General features: G+C 59.6%; 15 protein-coding genes. 9 read left to right on the forward strand and 6 right to left on the reverse strand.

From position 1 onward, the window contains the following. Window positions 1–154 precede the first annotated feature (154 nt). Entirely contained in the window at window positions 155–448 is a 294-nt protein-coding gene (locus ACZRJ6_RS11820; protein WP_463968244.1) for a DUF1145 domain-containing protein, read from the forward strand. Next, window positions 441–1199 (forward strand): collagen-like protein, encoded by a 759-nt coding sequence (locus ACZRJ6_RS11825; RefSeq protein WP_463968245.1) that lies wholly within the window; start codon window positions 441–443, stop codon window positions 1197–1199. Before ACZRJ6_RS11820 ends, ACZRJ6_RS11825 begins: the two co-directional genes overlap by 8 nt. A gap of 80 nt (window positions 1200–1279) precedes the next feature. Here ACZRJ6_RS11825 and ACZRJ6_RS11830 read toward each other — a convergent pair whose 3' ends face one another. Then, complete coding sequence (locus ACZRJ6_RS11830) at window positions 1280–1744, reverse strand: CopD family protein (protein ID WP_463968246.1); 465 nt, start codon at window positions 1742–1744, stop codon at window positions 1280–1282. A gap of 98 nt (window positions 1745–1842) precedes the next feature. Between ACZRJ6_RS11830 and dinG the strand changes: the two genes are divergently transcribed. From dinG to pdxH, 5 genes are all read left to right on the forward strand, one after another. After that, complete coding sequence (dinG, locus tag ACZRJ6_RS11835) at window positions 1843–3987, forward strand: ATP-dependent DNA helicase DinG (protein WP_463968247.1); 2145 nt, start codon at window positions 1843–1845, stop codon at window positions 3985–3987. Window positions 3988–4085: 98 nt separating this feature from the next. Further along, a complete protein-coding gene (locus tag ACZRJ6_RS11840) occupies window positions 4086–6470 on the forward strand; it encodes a beta-agarase (RefSeq protein ID WP_463968248.1) in 2385 nt (794 codons plus the stop codon). Window positions 6471–6572: 102 nt separating this feature from the next. Then, complete coding sequence (locus ACZRJ6_RS11845; protein ID WP_463968249.1) at window positions 6573–7718, forward strand: serine hydrolase domain-containing protein; 1146 nt, start codon at window positions 6573–6575, stop codon at window positions 7716–7718. Window positions 7719–7874: 156 nt separating this feature from the next. Further along, complete coding sequence (locus tag ACZRJ6_RS11850) at window positions 7875–9035, forward strand: OmpA family protein (RefSeq protein ID WP_463968250.1); 1161 nt, start codon at window positions 7875–7877, stop codon at window positions 9033–9035. 21 nt (window positions 9036–9056) lie between these two features. Further along, complete coding sequence (pdxH, locus tag ACZRJ6_RS11855; RefSeq protein WP_463968251.1) at window positions 9057–9704, forward strand: pyridoxamine 5'-phosphate oxidase; 648 nt, start codon at window positions 9057–9059, stop codon at window positions 9702–9704. Between the two features lie 49 nt (window positions 9705–9753). On the opposite strand, the gene ACZRJ6_RS11860 is transcribed toward pdxH, so the two are convergent. Then, on the reverse strand, window positions 9754–9999 hold the full coding sequence (locus ACZRJ6_RS11860) for a hypothetical protein (protein ID WP_133099369.1): 246 nt from the start codon (window positions 9997–9999) through the stop codon (window positions 9754–9756). Between the two features lie 157 nt (window positions 10000–10156). Here ACZRJ6_RS11860 and ACZRJ6_RS11865 point away from each other — a divergent pair, with 157 nt between their 5' ends. Then, the gene (locus tag ACZRJ6_RS11865; RefSeq protein WP_463968252.1) at window positions 10157–10621 is read left to right on the forward strand and encodes an outer membrane lipoprotein; all 465 of its coding nucleotides are present in this window, start codon (window positions 10157–10159) and stop codon (window positions 10619–10621) included. Window positions 10622–10697: 76 nt separating this feature from the next. Here ACZRJ6_RS11865 and ACZRJ6_RS11870 read toward each other — a convergent pair whose 3' ends face one another. The 3 genes from ACZRJ6_RS11870 to nhaA all read right to left on the reverse strand — a co-directional run bounded on the left by ACZRJ6_RS11870 (window position 10698) and on the right by nhaA (window position 13604). Further along, a complete protein-coding gene (locus ACZRJ6_RS11870; protein ID WP_463968253.1) occupies window positions 10698–11033 on the reverse strand; it encodes a hypothetical protein in 336 nt (111 codons plus the stop codon). Further along, window positions 11030–12259, reverse strand: a complete 1230-nt coding sequence (locus tag ACZRJ6_RS11875; protein WP_463968254.1) for an S-type pyocin domain-containing protein — start codon at window positions 12257–12259, stop codon at window positions 11030–11032. Before ACZRJ6_RS11875 ends, ACZRJ6_RS11870 begins: the two co-directional genes overlap by 4 nt. Before the next feature lie 157 nt (window positions 12260–12416). Beyond that, on the reverse strand, window positions 12417–13604 hold the full coding sequence (gene nhaA / locus ACZRJ6_RS11880; RefSeq protein ID WP_463968255.1) for a Na+/H+ antiporter NhaA: 1188 nt from the start codon (window positions 13602–13604) through the stop codon (window positions 12417–12419). A gap of 216 nt (window positions 13605–13820) precedes the next feature. Here nhaA and ACZRJ6_RS11885 point away from each other — a divergent pair, with 216 nt between their 5' ends. Continuing rightward, a complete protein-coding gene (locus ACZRJ6_RS11885; RefSeq protein ID WP_463968256.1) occupies window positions 13821–14915 on the forward strand; it encodes a PLP-dependent cysteine synthase family protein in 1095 nt (364 codons plus the stop codon). Between the two features lie 78 nt (window positions 14916–14993). On the opposite strand, the gene ACZRJ6_RS11890 is transcribed toward ACZRJ6_RS11885, so the two are convergent. Then, window positions 14994–16607 (reverse strand): NAD(P)/FAD-dependent oxidoreductase, encoded by a 1614-nt coding sequence (locus ACZRJ6_RS11890; protein ID WP_463968257.1) that lies wholly within the window; start codon window positions 16605–16607, stop codon window positions 14994–14996. Window positions 16608–16659 lie beyond the last annotated feature (52 nt).

A 16659-nucleotide genomic window follows, 5' to 3' on the forward strand; every position in this document is an offset into this window, starting at 1 on the left:
CCCTGTGGGGTCCACAGGGGCATTGCTGGCGATCCTCGTCGAACTGGCGGCCAAACCAGGCCCTTCATCAATTTTTTTAATCCTTCACTGGCAAATCGCCCGCGTAAGTCGTTACTGTGCCCCCAAAGAATAATGTGCAAGGGGAGCATGAGGGATGAAGGTGTTTTGGGGGCTGGGGAAGTTTTTAACGTTGCTGTTTTGGGTGGTCGTGGTAGTCAACCTGTTCAAGCCACTGATCAATCCGTTTCACCTGTTGGTCAATCTGGCCGGCAGCCTGTTGCTGCTGACCCATCTGCTGGAGTTGCTGTTATTCAACGCCAGCGTGAAAACTCGTGCCCATCCTTGGCGTGACCGCTTGCAGATTCTGCTGGTGGGTATGTTCCATGTGCAGAGCCTTTCAGCGCCTGCACCTGTCGATGAAGTGAACAAGGAGGCCAATCATGCGTAAGGTTTTTTTGCTGGCCCTGCTCGTTAGTCCCATCGCTTTGGCCCAGAGCGTCAGCGTCGACACCAACACGTTGATGCGCCTGCCCAACAGCACCAGTGTCTTGCAACTGGAGCGCCTGGACGTGGCCGACTACGGCACATTGTTAATTCCGGCCACTATCTCCCAGGTCAGCATCGATGAATTGCACTTGGGCCGCGAAGCACGGATCGCCATCGTGCCCAGCGCATCTGGCCTTCAGTTGCAGGTGCGTCATGCACAACTGGAGCATGGCAGCCAGATTACTTCCCGTGGTGCGCCCGGTACTCACGAGAAGCCTGCCAAGCCAGGGCGAGACCTGAGCTTGCGTATCAATTCCCTGAATGCCGACGAATTGTCGGTGGATGCCCGTGGCGGCGCCGGATCCCAAGGCTATGCGGGCCTTGACGGCGCCAATGGCGAAGACCCCGGTTGCACCTGGGGTTCGGCTGGACGCGGTGCCAATGGTGACAACGGTGGCGACGGGCTGCCGGGCGCGGCGGGTGCAGTAGTCAGGGTCGAACTGCCCCAGGATTACCCAAGCACCAAGATCAAGGTGTGGGTTGACGGTGGCGCGGGCGGCTTGCCGGGCCTGGCCGGCAAGCCTGGCAAGGGCGGGCAGTCCAAGGGTTGCCTGGTGTACCGCGCTGATGGCGGCGATAAGGGGCGGCCGGGGCTCGAAGGGCAGCCGGGTGTTCAGGGGCCTGCGGGCTCCGTAACGGTCCAGCGGTTATAGGGGAAGGGCAGCTTCAAGCCACAAGTTTCAAGCTGAAAGTACAAGGCTTGCAGCTTGAGGCTTGAAACGGGTGACTGTTGTTAAAACATCGGTCGTGCCGAAGCCACTGCCACCAGCACCAACCCGACAATCAGATTGATCCCCACCAACTTACGGATTTTTCCCAGCGCAGCCGCTCCAGCTGGCCAATCCTCAGTTGCCACTGCTGTGCGCAGTTCAGGCAATTGCAGCGCCTGGATGCGGATAAATAGCGCCGTCATCACCACGTACAAGCCCATCATGACCTGCACATAGCGCGGTGCGGTCTCAAAACCGTTGAAGCGCAGTTGCAACAGGCCGACACCGCTGATCGGCAACAGCAGCACCGCCACCCAGACCCACACGAAAAAACGTTGAAACACATTCACCCACAATTTCAGCCGGGCAGGGCCATCAAGCGCGGCCATGGCGGCCGGGCGCAGGATCATCCAGGCGAAAAACATGCCGCCGACCCAGACCAGGGCGGCCAGAACATGCAGGGTGTAAGCAAGGCTAAAGACGGTCATTGAGGTACTCCGTTCTGCGCGGGATTAATTAGCGGGGTATGATAGCGGCCGATCCGAACCACTGAAAATTTATCCAGCGTTTTTGCGCCCGACTATCCATGATCAGCACTGAACTCAAAACCACGATCCAGGGCGCCTACTCGCGTTTTCTCGAAGCCAAGAGCTTGAAGCCGCGGTACGGCCAGCGCCTGATGATCGCTGAAATCGCCAAGGTCCTCGGGGATATCGACACCGACGATGAAGGCCGGCGCAGTGGCGACCCGGCGGTGGTGGCTGTCGAAGCCGGCACCGGTACCGGCAAGACCGTGGCCTACAGCCTGGCCGCGATCCCCACCGCCAAGGCCGCCGGCAAGCGCCTGGTGATTGCCACCGCTACCGTGGCCCTGCAGGAACAGATCGTCTACAAAGACCTGCCGGACCTGATGCGCAACAGCGGGCTGAACTTCACCTTCGCCCTGGCCAAGGGCCGTGGCCGCTATATGTGTTTGTCCAAGCTCGACGTGCTGTTGCAGGAAGGCCATGCGCAAACCGCCACGGCATCCCTGTTCGAAGAAGAAGGCTTCAAGATCGAGGTGGATGAGGCCAGCCAGAAGCTGTTCACCAGCATGATCGAGAAACTGGCGGGCAACAAATGGGACGGTGACCGCGACAACTGGCCCACCGCCCTGGAAGACGCCGACTGGGCGCGCCTGACCACCGATCACAGCCAATGCACCAATCGCCATTGCCCCAACTTCGGCCAGTGCGCCTTCTACAAGGCCCGAGAAGGCATGGGCAAGGTTGACGTTATCGTCACCAACCACGATATGGTCCTTGCCGACCTGGCCCTGGGCGGCGGCGCCGTGCTGCCGGACCCCCGCGACACGCTCTACGTGTTCGACGAAGGCCATCACCTACCGGACAAGGCCATCGGCCACTTTGCCCACTACACCCGCTTGCGCTCCACCGCCGACTGGCTGGAAACCACCGCGAAGAACCTCACCAAGTTGCTGGCCCAGCACCCGCTGCCCGGTGACCTGGGCAAGTTGATCGAGCAGGTTCCGGAGCTGGCGCGGGAGATCAAGACCCAGCAACAGTTCATGTTCAGCGCCTGCGAGCAGGTGGCAGACTTCAAGCCCGGTGAAGACGTCGAAGGCCGCGAGCGCCCGCGTCACCGTTTCGTCGGTGGGATGATTCCCGAGCACATGCGCGAAATGGGTATCGAACTGAAGAAGGGCTTTTCTCGCCTGACTGACCTGTTCACCCGTCTTACCGACTTGCTCAAGGAAGGCATGGATGGCGAGGTCAACATCGGCATCGCCAGCAACCAGGCCGAAGAGTGGTATCCGTTGTTCGGCAGCTTGCTGTCTCGTTCCCAGGGCAACTGGGAGTTGTGGACCGCGTTTACCGTCGAAGACCCGGAAGACAGCCCGCCCATGGCGCGTTGGCTGACCCTGTCGGAAAGCGGTGCGCTGTTCGACATCGAGGTCAACGCCAGCCCGATCCTCGCGGCGGAAATGCTGCGACGCAATCTGTGGAACGTTGCCTATGGGGCCTTGGTTACCTCGGCGACGCTGACGGCCCTGGGCACTTTCGACCGTTTCCGCATGCGCGCCGGCCTGCCGAAAAAGGCCGTCACGGCCGTGGTGCCGAGCCCGTTCCATCACGCCGATGCCGGTGTGTTGCGGGTGCCCGACCTCAAGGCCGACCCACGGGACGCGCCGGCCCACACGGCAGCGATCATCCGTGACCTGCCGTCGCTGGTGGAGGGTTCCCGTGGCACCCTGGTGTTGTTCTCGTCGCGTAAACAGATGCAAGACGTGTTCGATGGCCTGGACCGTGATTGGCGCAAGCAAGTGTTTATCCAGGGTAACCTGTCGAAACAGGAAACCCTGAACAAGCACAAGGCACGGGTCGATGGCGGGGATTCCAGCGTGCTGTTTGGCCTGGCCAGTTTTGCCGAGGGCGTGGACTTGCCCGGCGCGTATTGTGAGCACGTAGTGATCGCCAAGATCCCGTTCTCGGTGCCGGATGATCCCGTCGAAGCAGCGCTCGCCGAATGGATCGAAGCCCGGGGCGGCAACCCGTTCATGGAAATTTCGGTGCCGGACGCTTCCTTGAAGCTGGTCCAGGCCTGCGGCCGCTTGCTGCGGACCGAAGAAGACCGGGGCACCATCACCTTGCTCGACCGCCGCCTAGTCACCCAGCGCTACGGCAAAGCAATCCTCAATGCCTTGCCGCCGTTCAGGCGCGAAATATCTTGAACCACCGTGGGCGGAATCGCCCACTTCGTGGTCTATCTCACTGTCACTGATTCACATCATCAGGCCATTCACCGGCCGTTTGGGAGAACCTTGTTCGTATGATTCGCTCGCTGCCCGCCATTTTTGCCTTGCTGTTCGCCGCGCCGTTACTGGCGGCCCCTGCCGGACAACAAACGCTGTTCAACTTTGTCCGTCCTGCCGACGTGGTCAAAGTGGCGACCCAGGACGCCAGCCTGCCGCAATACAATGCCGAGCAAACCCCTGAAGGCGAAGTGCTGCGCCGTATTACCTTCAATCCGGCGGCCGAGCCGAGCTTGGTACTCAGCCCGCAAAGTGGTGCCTGGGACTGGTCGCAGTCCAGCGCCATGAGCTTGCGTATCCAGAGTGCGATGGACTGGGCACTGACCCTCTACGTCAAGGTCCAGAGCAATGACGGCAAGACTCTGGTCAGCCGCATCGACTTGCCGGCCGGCCCTGCGCAAACCCTACTGATTCCCCTGCAAGCCAACTCGCCCTTGAGCCAGGGCATGAAGGCCGGGCCGCCGATGCCGATCACTGTCGACGGCCAGCGGGTGTTGTTGGCCAGCAGCAACGGTGAGATCGACCGCAGCCAGGTGGTGTCGGTCACGTTGTCGATGATCAAGCCCAATGTTGCCCAAAGTATTCTGCTGGAGCGTTTTGGCGTGCAGGACAGCGAGCCGGTGTTCAAGGCCGCCTATGGCGATTTGGTGGACACCTATGGGCAGTCCAACCGGGCCCGCTGGCCGGAGAAAGTCAGCAGCGACGAGCAACTCAAGGCCGCTGCGGCCAAGGAACAGCAACAACTCAAAGGTTGGCTCGCCGAGCGCGACCGCTCCTCGTTGGACAAATTCGGCGGCTGGACCAAAGGCCCGGCCTTCGAGGCTAGCGGTTTTTTCCACACTGAAAAGCGCGACGGGCGCTGGTATCTGGTGACCCCGCTGGGCCATCCGTTCTATTCCCTGGGCGTCAATACAGTGACCCCGGACAACAGTCAGACCTACGTCGCTGGCCGCGAGTGGATGTTTGGTGCACTGCCCAAGTCCGGTGAGCCTTTCGACAAATACTACGGCAGCGGCGATAACCGCAGCGGCAACGGCGCCGATCAAGGGCGCAGCTTCAATGTCGGGCGCTGGTATGACTTTTATGGCGCGAACCTGCAACGCACCTACGGGCAATCTTGCGTGCCGGCCAGTGACAAGGAAGGGGTAGCAGAGGCGGCCAAGGCCGATGCGGCGCAAACCGGGCCTGTTGTTGCCCCTTGCACGCCGGAAGGTTTTGATCAGAAGCGCTGGCTTAGCCACACGCTGGATCGCTTGCAAGCCTGGGGTTTCAACACGGTGGGCAATTGGAGCGATCCCAACCTTGGGACGGCTGACCGCGTGGCCTACACTTTGGCGCTGTCGATTGTCGGCGACTACGCCAGCATCAGCACTGGCACCGACTGGTGGGGCGGCATGCCCGACCCGTTCGACCCGCGCTTTGCCATGGCCACCGAACGCGCCGTGGCCATTGCCGCCCGCGACCATCGTGACGATCCTTGGTTGATCGGCTTCTTTGCCGACAACGAACTGGCCTGGGCCGGCCCCGGTAACGACGCAAAATCTCGGTATGCCCTGGCATACGGCACCCTGCGCATGACCACCGACGTGCCGGCCAAGCGTGCGTTTCTCAAGCAGTTGCGAGACAAGTACCGTAACCAGGCAGGCCTGTCGAAAGCCTGGGGTATTGACCTGCCGGCCTGGGAGCTGATGGAAGACCCCGGCTTCGTGCCGCCGATGCCCGATCCTGAGCACCCGGAAATCGAAGCGGACTTCAGATACTTTCAAAAGACCTTCGCCGATGCTTACTTCAAGACCATCTCCGACGCGCTGAAATGGCACGCGCCCAACCAGTTACTGCTGGGTGGCCGCTACGCCGTCAGCACTCCGGAAGCGGTGGCCTCCTGCACGCAGTATTGCGATGTGCTGAGCTTCAACATGTACACCCTCAAACCCCAGGACGGTTACGACTTCGCGGCCTTGCGAACACTGGACAAACCGGTGTTGATCACCGAGTTTAACTTTGGCTCAGCAGACCGTGGCCCGCTCTGGGGCGGTGTGACGCAATTGGCAAAAGAAGAAGACCGTGGCCCGGCTTACGCCAACTTCCTCAAGCAGGCCATGGCTGAACCCTCGATTGTCGGCGTGCACTGGTTCCAGTATCTGGACCAGCCGGTCACCGGTCGCCTGCTGGACGGTGAAAACGGCCACTTCGGTTTGGTGGGGATCACTGATGTGCCGTTCCAGGGTTTTGTCGACAGCGTGCGTAAAAGCAACCTTGCGGCGATTGATAAATTGGGCAAGGAAGCGCAAACGACCAAGGCTGCAGCCCATGTGGGTGAGGGTGGGAAACCTGGACATGAAGGCAAGGCTGCCGGGCAGGGCAGCGGTCATGCCGGTGGGCATTCGGGGAACGGTCACTGATCGCTCCAGCCCATCAATCATGACGGCGACGGGTTCCCAAATTCCTTAATGGCTGGAACAATGTCCGCCACTTTATGCAGGACTTTTTCGAGGGGGATTTAGGTGCAGATTCAGGGTCATTACGAACTTCAGTTCGAAGCAGTGCGTGAAGCCTTTGCCGCGCTGTTCGACGACCCTCAGGAACGCGGCGCGGCGCTGTGCATCCAGGTTGGCGGGGAAACTGTCCTGGACCTGTGGGCCGGCACTGCCGACAAGGACGGTGCCGAGGCTTGGCACAGCGACACGATCGCCAACCTGTTTTCTTGCACCAAGACCTTCACCGCCGTCACGGCTCTACAACTGGTTGCCGAAGGCAAATTGCAACTGGATGCTCCCGTTGCCAACTACTGGCCACAATTCGCTGCTGCCGGCAAAGAATCCATCACCTTGCGCCAATTACTTTGCCATCAGGCCGGCTTGCCCGCGCTGCGCGAAACGCTGCCGGCCGAAGCGCTGTATGACTGGCAAATGATGACTGACGCCTTGGCCGCCGAAGCACCCTGGTGGACGCCCGGAGAAGGCCATGGCTACGCCGCCATCACCTATGGCTGGCTGGTGGGGGAGTTGCTGCGTCGTGCTGACGGGCGTGGCCCGGGAGAGTCCATTGTGGCGAGGGTTGCACGCCCATTGGGCCTGGATTTTCACGTCGGGTTGGCGGACGAAGAATTTTATCGGGTTGCCCATATTGCCCGCGGTAAAGGCAATGTTGGCGATGAAGCGGCTCAGCGTTTACTGCAAGTAACAATGCGTGAACCTGCGGCCATGACGACCCGTGCATTTACCAATCCACCGTCTATTCTGACCAGTACTAACAAACCTGAATGGCGGCGCATGCAGCAGCCGGCGGCAAATGGTCACGGTAATGCCCGCAGCCTGGCGGGTTTTTATAGTGGTCTGCTGGACGGTAGTTTGTTGGAAGCCGATATGCTTGAGCAACTCACCCGCGAGCACAGTATCGGTGAAGATAAAACCTTATTGACGAAAACCCGGTTTGGCCTGGGCTGCATGTTGGATCAACCGCACGTGCCTAATGCGACGTTTGGCCTTGGCCCACGTGCCTTTGGGCATCCTGGAGCCGGTGGTTCTGTGGGGTTTGCCGATCCGGAATATGATGTAGCGTTTGGTTTTGTGACCAATACACTGGGGCCTTATGTACTTATGGACCCACGGGCGCAAAAGTTGGTAAGAATATTGGCCGGTTGTCTGTAAATAGCTTGCTGTTTGGCGTTTTTTTGTTACAAAGACGCTGACATAAAACGCTGGGCCAAAAGACGCTGGGCGAAATGTTGTAACTTTATTGTTCTAGACGCATCTGTTTAACGGGCCATTCAGGCCCCTGATTTTTTCTCATTTTGTGGATATCTCATGTTATCGAACAAGTCTTTGGCACTGGCGCTCTGCCTCACTATTACTGGCTGTGCACAAACACCACAAAATGATGCCGAAGGCGGGCATTGGTGGTCGCTGGGTTCCGACAAGGCCGCGACCAAGGACGCCGCTCCCCAGGCTGATGCCAAACCGGTTGCCAAGCCTGCCGCGACTGCCAAGGCTGATGCGCCTGTAACCCCAGTTGCGGCACCTGCGCCAGTTGCCAAGGCGGACACCGGCTCCAGCTGGTGGCCTTTCTTCTCGAAAAGCGCCGATGCCAAGGCTGCCGATGCCAAGGCTGACTTCAAAGCCGACCTCAAGGCGGCAACGCCTGCACCGACTGGTGCGCCCGTCGTCGCCAAGGCCGATACCGGCACCAAGTGGTGGTGGCCGTTTGAAAGCAAGCCAAAACCCCTGAGTAAGGTCGACGTAACCAACGTCCCGATGCCAGACCCGAAAATCACCCAAGCCTGGCTGGATGACTATGAGCCGCGCCTGCGCGCTGCCATCAAGGGCAGCAACCTGCAACTTGAGCGTCGCGACAGCGTCCTGGTGGTGATCGCCCCGGTTGACGGCTCTTACAACCCCAAGCGCCCGGCGATGTTGCTGCCGGTGACCCTGGGCCCGTTCACTCGGGTTGCCAAGGCTGTTGAAGGTGATCCAAAGACCGCCGTGCTGGTCCTGGGCCATATCGATGCCACTGGCGCCGCGCCACAGAGCCAGGCGCTGACCAAGGAACGTGCACAGTCCATCGCTTCGATTTTCAGCCTCAGCGGCTTGAGGCAAGACCGCCTGATGCTGCGTGGCATGGGCGACATGATGCCCCGTGCAGCCAACGACAGTACCCAAGGCCGTGCCCTGAACCGTCGCATGGAAATCATGTTTACCCAGCGCACCACCATGTTGGCCTTGCTCAGCAAGTACAACTCGGGTAACCCGCCGAAACCTGAACTGATCGCAGTGCAGGACGTTCCGGCGCCTGCCGCTGCAGCCCCTAAAAAGGCCGTTGCCGCGAAAAAAGCGCCAGCCGCCAAGAAAGCCGCTGCCAAGCCTGCCGCCAAAAAAGCGCCAGCCAAAGCGGCTGCGAAAAAAGCAGCGCCGGCCAAGGCTGCAGCGCCAGCGAAGAAAGCTGCTTCCAGCGACCAGGCAAAAAACTGATTGAGTGAGAAGGAAAGCCGCATGACCCAAGCCTTGGCTGATATGCGCCGTGACTACACACGGGACGGTTTGACCGAGGCCCAGGCCCCGGATGAACCGTTTGCCTTGTTCCACCAGTGGTTCAGCGACGCGGTCAAGACCGAGCAGCCACCAGTAGAAGCCAACGCCATGACCCTGGCGACGGTCGACCAGGACGGTCGGCCTCATTGCCGGGTCCTGCTGCTCAAAGGGCTGGATGCACAGGGCTTTACCTTTTTCAGCAATTATCAGAGTGCCAAGGGTGAGCAACTGGCGGCGCGTCCCTTTGCCGCCATGACCTTCTTCTGGCCGACCCTGGAGCGCCAGGTTCGGATTGAGGGCCGAGTGCTCAAGGTGACGCCCGAGGAATCGGATGCTTACTATCAGGTTCGCCCGCTGGGCAGCCGCCTGGGGGCGTGGGCCTCGCCGCAAAGCAGGGTCATCCGCAATCGCGAAGAGTTGCAGGACTTGCTCAAGGCTACCGAGCAACGCTTCAGCGATACCCAGCCGGATTGTCCTGAACATTGGGGCGGCTATCGCCTGTTGCCGGAGCGCATCGAATTCTGGCAGGGCCGGCCGAGTCGCCTGCATGATCGCTTGAACTTCCGCTTGCAGGGTGCCGACTGGACCCGTGAGCGGCTGGCGCCCTGAAAGCAGCTTTTGTTACCCCATCTGAATGTTGCACAGAAGGCCCAAGCCTCTATTCAGAGGCTTTGGATGGGTACTGCTGCGCAGCGTCTTGCAGCCATTGCGGCAAATTCTTGCGTTTGACCTTCTCGTTTCTGGCGCGGTCCAACTGTTGCAGCATGAAGGTGCGCTTGTGCGGATCATCTCCGGCCAGGGACAACGCCAGGTCTCGGTCCATCCAGCGCTTGATCCTGACGTACAACCACCAGTGGAAGTACAGGCCGGCAACGGTGGTGGCTACAATGATGAAGTAGTCCATGAAAATCCTTGTGGTGGCGAAGGTGCTACCGTTCGTCGAGGTTTGCGATACAGCCTGTCTGTACTGGGGCTGAATGAAAGCAATTTTCTGCGGGCCATGCCGTGACAGGCGTCAAGCTGCGGAGTTTAATGAATACCTGTCCTTTGGAGTTGATGCTATGCGTAAGTCTGTTTTGCTGGTTGCCTGCTTTACCACCATGTCGTTGCTGCTGGGTGGCTGCGCCTCCAGTCTGACCGGCGACTCCTACTCCCGTGACGAAGCGCGTCGTGTACAGACTGTTCGCATGGGCACCATCGAATCCCTGCGCCCAGTGAAGATCGAAGGTACCAAGACTCCAATCGGCGGCGCTGCTGGTGCAGTCATCGGCGGCGTCGGCGGCAGCGCCATCGGCGGCGGTCGTGGCAGCATTGTGACCGCAGTCATCGGCGCTGTTGCCGGCGGCCTGCTGGGTTCGGCCACCGAAGAAGGCCTGACCCGCACCCAAGGCGTTGAAGTCACTGTTCGTGAAGACGACGGCAGCATGCGCGCCTATGTCCAGGCTGTTCAGGAAAATGAAATCTTCCGCATCGGCGATCGTGTGCGCATCATGACGGTTGACGGTACCAGCCGCGTTACTCGTTAAGAGTAAGGCAGCAGTAAAAGAAAACCCCAACCGGGTGACTGGTTGGGGTTTTTTGTTGGGTGTAAGTCTTGGGGGATCAGGTGAACATCTGGATATCGTCAAGCGTGTCTTGTACGGCACCACTCAGAAAAGGTGATTTTCTTTTTGCTTGTTGCAGTGCTGGCGCAACTTTCGCCATGTCCAGCTCACCGAAACGGCGCGCAATGTGGCCTATCGCAATGATGGCAGCTGACGCGATATCCTCATCAGGATTGCTCACATACTGGAGACAGGTTTCTTGTGCCCAAGTTGCATCTGTCTCGTTAAGCCCGATGGATATTAGTGCTTCCGTTACCTTGTTCAGGTCTTTGGTTGCGAGAAAACTAATAACCTCATTGCGGCTCAACGACGGGTCGTGATAGCGCATACTCATTTTTCAGCTCCCAGAATTTTTCCTTTCCGATTTGTTTTGTTCGCTTTTATTAAAGCGTTTTTCATCTCCTGGCGTAGCTCACTCCACAACCTTACATGACCGTGATATTCGCCTTCTGAGGTTCGATCAATCACGACGAACTCATTTGTATGTGGGTCAATCCCTATCCGTCTACGCGAATTTGGCGGATTCAGCTCTACCGAGTTACTAAGAGCATCTAAGCCGTTAGTCGGTTTTTTGCTTTTGATAGAGTTATCTTTTTTCCCGTGGTAAGGAGCATCCACATACCTCAGGTTTACGACAATATATAGCGGCCTAATCCCCGAATCCGCCGGAAACACCAGGATGAAATCCTTGTATTCCGGCGGGTAGATCGGGTCAACGATGATGTTGGAGGCCTTCTCGGTCGGCGGGTACACCCAGATTTGCGGCGCCTGCGGCGCAGCTTCCAGTGCAGGAATGCCAAGGGTGTCAGCGGGATCGATGGCAGGCGTCCAGATCAGCTCAATCCCGTCGCCCAAGTCCGCGACCTGCTGCGTGCCGCGCAAGCCAAACTTCACAACATCGACCATCTCCCATTCACGATTTTTCCCCGTGTAGAAGGCATATCCCTTGAGCGTGCCATCGGCAAGTTGCTCAACATGCAGGCGAACCCGTGTGCGTGCCCGTGGCATTGACCGTAGTTGACGGTCGTTGTAGAGCGCGCTGTCGCCTAGGCTGGAAGGCCAGATAAGTGCTGCAATCCCAAGCATCAGGCCTGCGCCGACTGCTCCTGCACCGGCTGCAACGCTGGACGCCCCGCCAACCGCGGAACCTCCCAGTGCCAGAGTCCCTAGTCCTGCCGGGAGTGCGCTACCGCTGATCTTCTTGAGCGGCAGCAGCCCCTCGCTGTCTGTCTCACGGCCACCGAGCAGCACGTGCTCGCCATAGTCCCCTATGCGATCAAGCGGTATGTAACCGGACGGATTGTTGTAGTCGGTGAGGGCGTCCGGCAGGTTGCAGGACTTGGCGAATACACAACCGACCATGGGCAATGGCGTTGGTTGCGGCTCAACCTTGCGGCTGATCTCGTAAGCCTGTTGGCGGGCGAGCATGGCTTCGTATGAAAGTTGGCTGGCCTCACGATCAGCCAGTTCGCGCTCGTTCATGTGTTCGAGGCGTCGGTAACCACCGGTACCGGTCCCATAGGACCGCCAGACCTGAGGTACATCCTTGTTGTTTGCCATCGAGCCCTCCAGGCTTGCCTCATAACGACGTCCGGCGTTGGAGCCGGGAGCACGACGTTATTGCAAGCGGAGGAGGGTGGATGTAGGACTGATCTGTGAGGCGGCGCGGAATCGGCCGAGGGGTAGAGGGAGCCGGCAAGCCGGCCCCCAAAGGGTGCTAGGGCTGAATCACCGCCTGCTTGCGACTGGCCATTGCCGTCACCGCATAGCCAATCAACGCCGCCAATATCGAACCGGTCAGGATGCCCATCCGGTCCATACCGGCGTATTCACTGCTGCCCGGCACAAATGCCAGCGAGCCGACAAACAGGCTCATGGTGAAGCCGATGCCGCACAGTATCGCCACGCCCAACACCTGGCCCCAATTGGCGCCATTGGGCAGCACGGCAAGGCCGGTTTTTATCGCGACCCAGGTGAAGCCCAGCACGCCGACGGTTTTGCCCAACAGCAGGCCTGCAGCGATGCCCATTGGCACGTGGTGGGTGAAGCTTTCCAGGTTGACGCCGGTCAGCGAGACGCCGGCGTTGGCAAAGGCGAACAGCGGAAGGATCGCGTAGGCCACCCAGGGATGCAGTGCGTGTTCGAGGGTCAGCAGTGGCGAAGGTTCGGCATTTTTGGTGCGCAGCGGGATGCAGAACGCCAAGGTCACACCGGCCAGGGTGGCGTGCACGCCACTCTTGAGCACGCAGACCCACAGGATCAGCCCTACAATCATGTAAGGCCCCAGCTTGACGACACCGAGCCGGTTCATCGCAATCAAGGCGATCAGGCACGCGGCCGCACCGGCCAATGAAGCCCCGGACAGGTCGGCGGAGTAGAAGATCGCGATAACGATGATTGCGCCAAGGTCGTCGATGATGGCCAGGGTCATCAGGAACAACTTCAGCGACACCGGCACGCGCTTGCCCAGCAGGGCCAATACGCCCAAGGCGAAGGCAATGTCGGTGGCCATGGGAATCGCCCAGCCGCCTAGGGCTGCCGGGTTGTCCTTGTTCAGCGCCCAGTAGATCAGTGCCGGTACGACCATGCCGCCGATGGCTGCCGCACCGGGCAGTACCACTTGCGAGGGCTTGGACAATTGGCCGTCGAGCACTTCGCGTTTGACCTCAAGGCCGATCAGCAGGAAGAACAGGGCCATCAGGCCATCGTTGATCCACAACAATGCCGGCTTGGCGATGTTCAGCGCGCCGATTTGTGCGACCACCGGGACGTCGAGAAAGCTCGCGTAAAAGTGCGACAACGGCGAATTGTTGATGATCAGTGCCAAAGCGGCAGCAGCGATCAGAAGCAGACCGCTGGCGGCTTCCAGCTGGAAGAAACGGGTGAAAGTACTACGCAGAGGCAAGGGATGCTCTCCAATCAAGGTTCAGTAGGGGAGTACCCTAACTCGTACCGTTAGTTGTTAAAACAAAAGTTATATTCTATTTTGTTATAAGGCGGGGGCTTGGTCGACATTGCGCCAAAACCTAGCAGTTATGTGTCCAATTGAGTCTGGACTGTATCTGTGTGAAATGTAGGAAACATCCTAAGATCGAAGCTGAAACCCTTAGAGAAACCGACCATGAGCGACAACCGACCGTGGGCCCGCGAAGCCATCCGCATCATTGAGGCGGACTTCCAGCGCAGTGCCGACACTCATCTGATTCCCCTGCCGCTGCCGGGCTTGCCGGGTATCGAGTTGTACTTCAAGGATGAGTCCAGCCACCCCACCGGCAGCCTGAAACACCGGCTGGCTCGTTCATTGTTCCTCTACGCCCTGTGTAATGGCTGGCTCAAGGCTGGCGCGCCGGTGATCGAGGCGTCCAGTGGCTCCACGGCCATTTCCGAAGCGTACTTTGCCCGTTTGCTGGGCTTGCCGTTTATCGCGGTGATGCCGGCCACCACCTCCCAGGAAAAAATTGCTCAGATCGCCTTCTATGGTGGCAAGAGTCATCTGGTGCAGGACCCCACGCAAATCTACGCCGAGTCTGAGCGTCTGGCCCAGGAAAGTGGCGGACACTTTATGGACCAGTTCACCTACGCCGAGCGTGCCACCGACTGGCGATCGAACAACAACATTGCCGAGTCGATCTTCCAGCAGCTGCGTTTCGAGCGCCATCCAGAGCCGAGCTGGCTGATTTCCAGCCCTGGCACCGGAGGCACCACGGCGACGCTGGGGCGTTATGTGCGTTATCGCCAGCATTGCACCCGTGTGTTGTGCGCCGATGCCGAGCGTTCGGTGTTCTTTGACTATTACCTGACCGGGGATGCGAGCTTGCGCTTGGACTGCGGTTCGCGGATCGAAGGTATTGGTCGGCCTCGGGTGGAAGCGTCGTTCCTGCCAAAAGTGATCGACGCGATGGTCAAGGTGCCGGACGCCTTGTCCTTGGCAGCTATGCATTACCTGGCGCAGCGTTTGGGGCGGCGGGTAGGTGGTTCCAGCGGCACCAACTTGATTGGGGCGTTGATTGCTGCGCAGCAGATGAAGGCGGCGGGGGAGTCGGGGTCGATCGTGGCCATCTTGTGTGATGGCGGGGAGCGTTATGGCACCACCTATTACGACCAGGCTTGGCTGGCGGGGCAGGGGTATGAACTGGAGGGCTTGATGGTAACCGTTGCGGCCAGTGTTGAGCGAGGAGAGGCGCTGCCGGACAGCGTGTTGCGCGCCAATATTTGAGGGGCAGCAGCAAGCTTTAAGCTGCAAGCCACAAGAAAAAGCAGGTCAGCACCTGCTTCTAACTTGCAGCTTGCAGCTTCAGCCCTGGCTGGCCAATATATCCCGGGCCAGCGCCTCGGCAATCCGAATCCCATCGACACCCGCCGACAAAATTCCACCGGCATAACCGGCGCCTTCGCCGGCCGGAAACAGGCCTTTCACGTTCACACTCTGCATCGATTCGTCGCGAGTAATCCGCAGCGGCGATGAAGTGCGGGTCTCGATCCCGGTCAGGACCGCGTCGTGCAACGAGTAGCCTTTGATCTGCTTCTCGAATGCGGGCAAGGCTTCGCGGATGGCCTCGATGGCGAAGTCCGGCAAGGCCAGGGCCAAGTCACCTAGGGCCACGCCTGGCTTGTAGGACGGTTCAACACTGCCGATAACCGTGGACGGTTTGCCAGCGATGAAGTCACCCACCAGTTGCGCCGGGGCGTCGTAATTGCTGCCGCCAAGGATGAATGCGTGGGACTCCAGTTGCTCCTGCAACTCGATGCCCGCCAGGGGGCCGCCCGGATAATCCACTTCCGGGGTGATACCCACCACGATCCCGGAGTTGGCATTGCGTTCGTTACGCGAATACTGGCTCATGCCGTTGGTCACGACACGGTTTGGTTCGGAGGTCGCGGCTACTACCGTGCCGCCAGGGCACATGCAGAAGCTGTAGACCGAACGACCGTTCTTGGCGTGGTGTACCAACTTGTAGTCGGCAGCGCCCAGTTTCGGGTGCCCGGCATACTTGCCCAGGCGTGCGGCGTCGATCAGCGACTGCGGGTGCTCGATACGGAAGCCCACCGAGAACGGCTTGGCTTCCATGTGCACGCCACGACCGTGGAGCATGCGGAAGGTGTCGCGGGCGCTATGGCCCAGGGCGAGGATCACGTGTTTCGAAAGAATCTGCTCGCCGCCATCGATGACGACGCCGTTCAACTGACCGTCCTCGATCAACACGTCGGTCACGCGCTGTTCAAAGCGCACTTCACCGCCCATGGCGATGATCTGATGGCGCATGTTTTCCACTACGCCAGTGAGCCGGAACGTACCGATGTGCGGTTTGCTGACGTAGAGGATTTCTTCCGAAGCGCCGGCCTTGACGAACTCGTGCAGGACTTTGCGACCGTGGAATTTCGGGTCCTTGATCTGGCTGTAGAGCTTGCCGTCGGAAAAGGTCCCGGCGCCGCCTTCACCGAATTGCACGTTGGATTCGGGGTTGAGCACGCCTTTTCGCCACAGACCCCAGGTGTCCTTGGTGCGCTGGCGCACTTCACGGCCACGTTCGAGGATGATCGGCTTGAAGCCCATCTGCGCCAGCAACAGTCCGGCAAAAATCCCGCAGGGGCCGAAGCCGACGACGATTGGCCGCTCGGTCAGACCTTGCGGTGCCTGGCCCACGACTTTGTAGCTGACGTCGGGTGCCGGATTGATGTTGCGGTCATCGGCGAATTTGAGCAGCAGGGCAGCTTCGCCCTTGACGTCCAGATCGACGGTGTAGATGAAGCACAGCTCTGACGTTTTTTTGCGGGCGTCGTAGCTGCGTTTGAACAGGGTGAAATCGAGCAGGTCATCACTGGCGATGCCCAGGCGCTGCACGATGGCGGGCCGCAGGTCTTCTTCGGGATGGTCGATGGAGAGCTTGAGTTCGGTGATTCGTAACATGACAGGATCCGGTGTGCGGCGTTTGATGAGGCCGGCAGTTTTGCAAACCGGC

It is taken from the genome of Pseudomonas sp. C321, assembly GCF_055407105.1.

Bases quoted from the DNA above. Each gene is read 5' to 3' on its own strand.
- ACZRJ6_RS11885 (WP_463968256.1), top strand. From the start codon at position 13,821: ATGAGCGACAACCGACCGTGGGCCCGCGAAGCCATCCGCATCATTGAG.
- ACZRJ6_RS11860 (WP_133099369.1), bottom strand. From the start codon at position 9,999: ATGGACTACTTCATCATTGTAGCCACCACCGTTGCCGGCCTGTACTTC.
- ACZRJ6_RS11840 (WP_463968248.1), top strand. From the start codon at position 4,086: ATGATTCGCTCGCTGCCCGCCATTTTTGCCTTGCTGTTCGCCGCGCCG.
- ACZRJ6_RS11890 (WP_463968257.1), bottom strand. From the start codon at position 16,607: ATGTTACGAATCACCGAACTCAAGCTCTCCATCGACCATCCCGAAGAA.
- ACZRJ6_RS11875 (WP_463968254.1), bottom strand. From the start codon at position 12,259: ATGGCAAACAACAAGGATGTACCTCAGGTCTGGCGGTCCTATGGGACC.
- ACZRJ6_RS11870 (WP_463968253.1), bottom strand. From the start codon at position 11,033: ATGAGTATGCGCTATCACGACCCGTCGTTGAGCCGCAATGAGGTTATT.
- ACZRJ6_RS11820 (WP_463968244.1), top strand. From the start codon at position 155: ATGAAGGTGTTTTGGGGGCTGGGGAAGTTTTTAACGTTGCTGTTTTGG.
- pdxH (WP_463968251.1), top strand. From the start codon at position 9,057: ATGACCCAAGCCTTGGCTGATATGCGCCGTGACTACACACGGGACGGT.
- ACZRJ6_RS11850 (WP_463968250.1), top strand. From the start codon at position 7,875: ATGTTATCGAACAAGTCTTTGGCACTGGCGCTCTGCCTCACTATTACT.
- dinG (WP_463968247.1), top strand. From the start codon at position 1,843: ATGATCAGCACTGAACTCAAAACCACGATCCAGGGCGCCTACTCGCGT.
- ACZRJ6_RS11865 (WP_463968252.1), top strand. From the start codon at position 10,157: ATGCGTAAGTCTGTTTTGCTGGTTGCCTGCTTTACCACCATGTCGTTG.
- ACZRJ6_RS11825 (WP_463968245.1), top strand. From the start codon at position 441: ATGCGTAAGGTTTTTTTGCTGGCCCTGCTCGTTAGTCCCATCGCTTTG.
- ACZRJ6_RS11830 (WP_463968246.1), bottom strand. From the start codon at position 1,744: ATGACCGTCTTTAGCCTTGCTTACACCCTGCATGTTCTGGCCGCCCTG.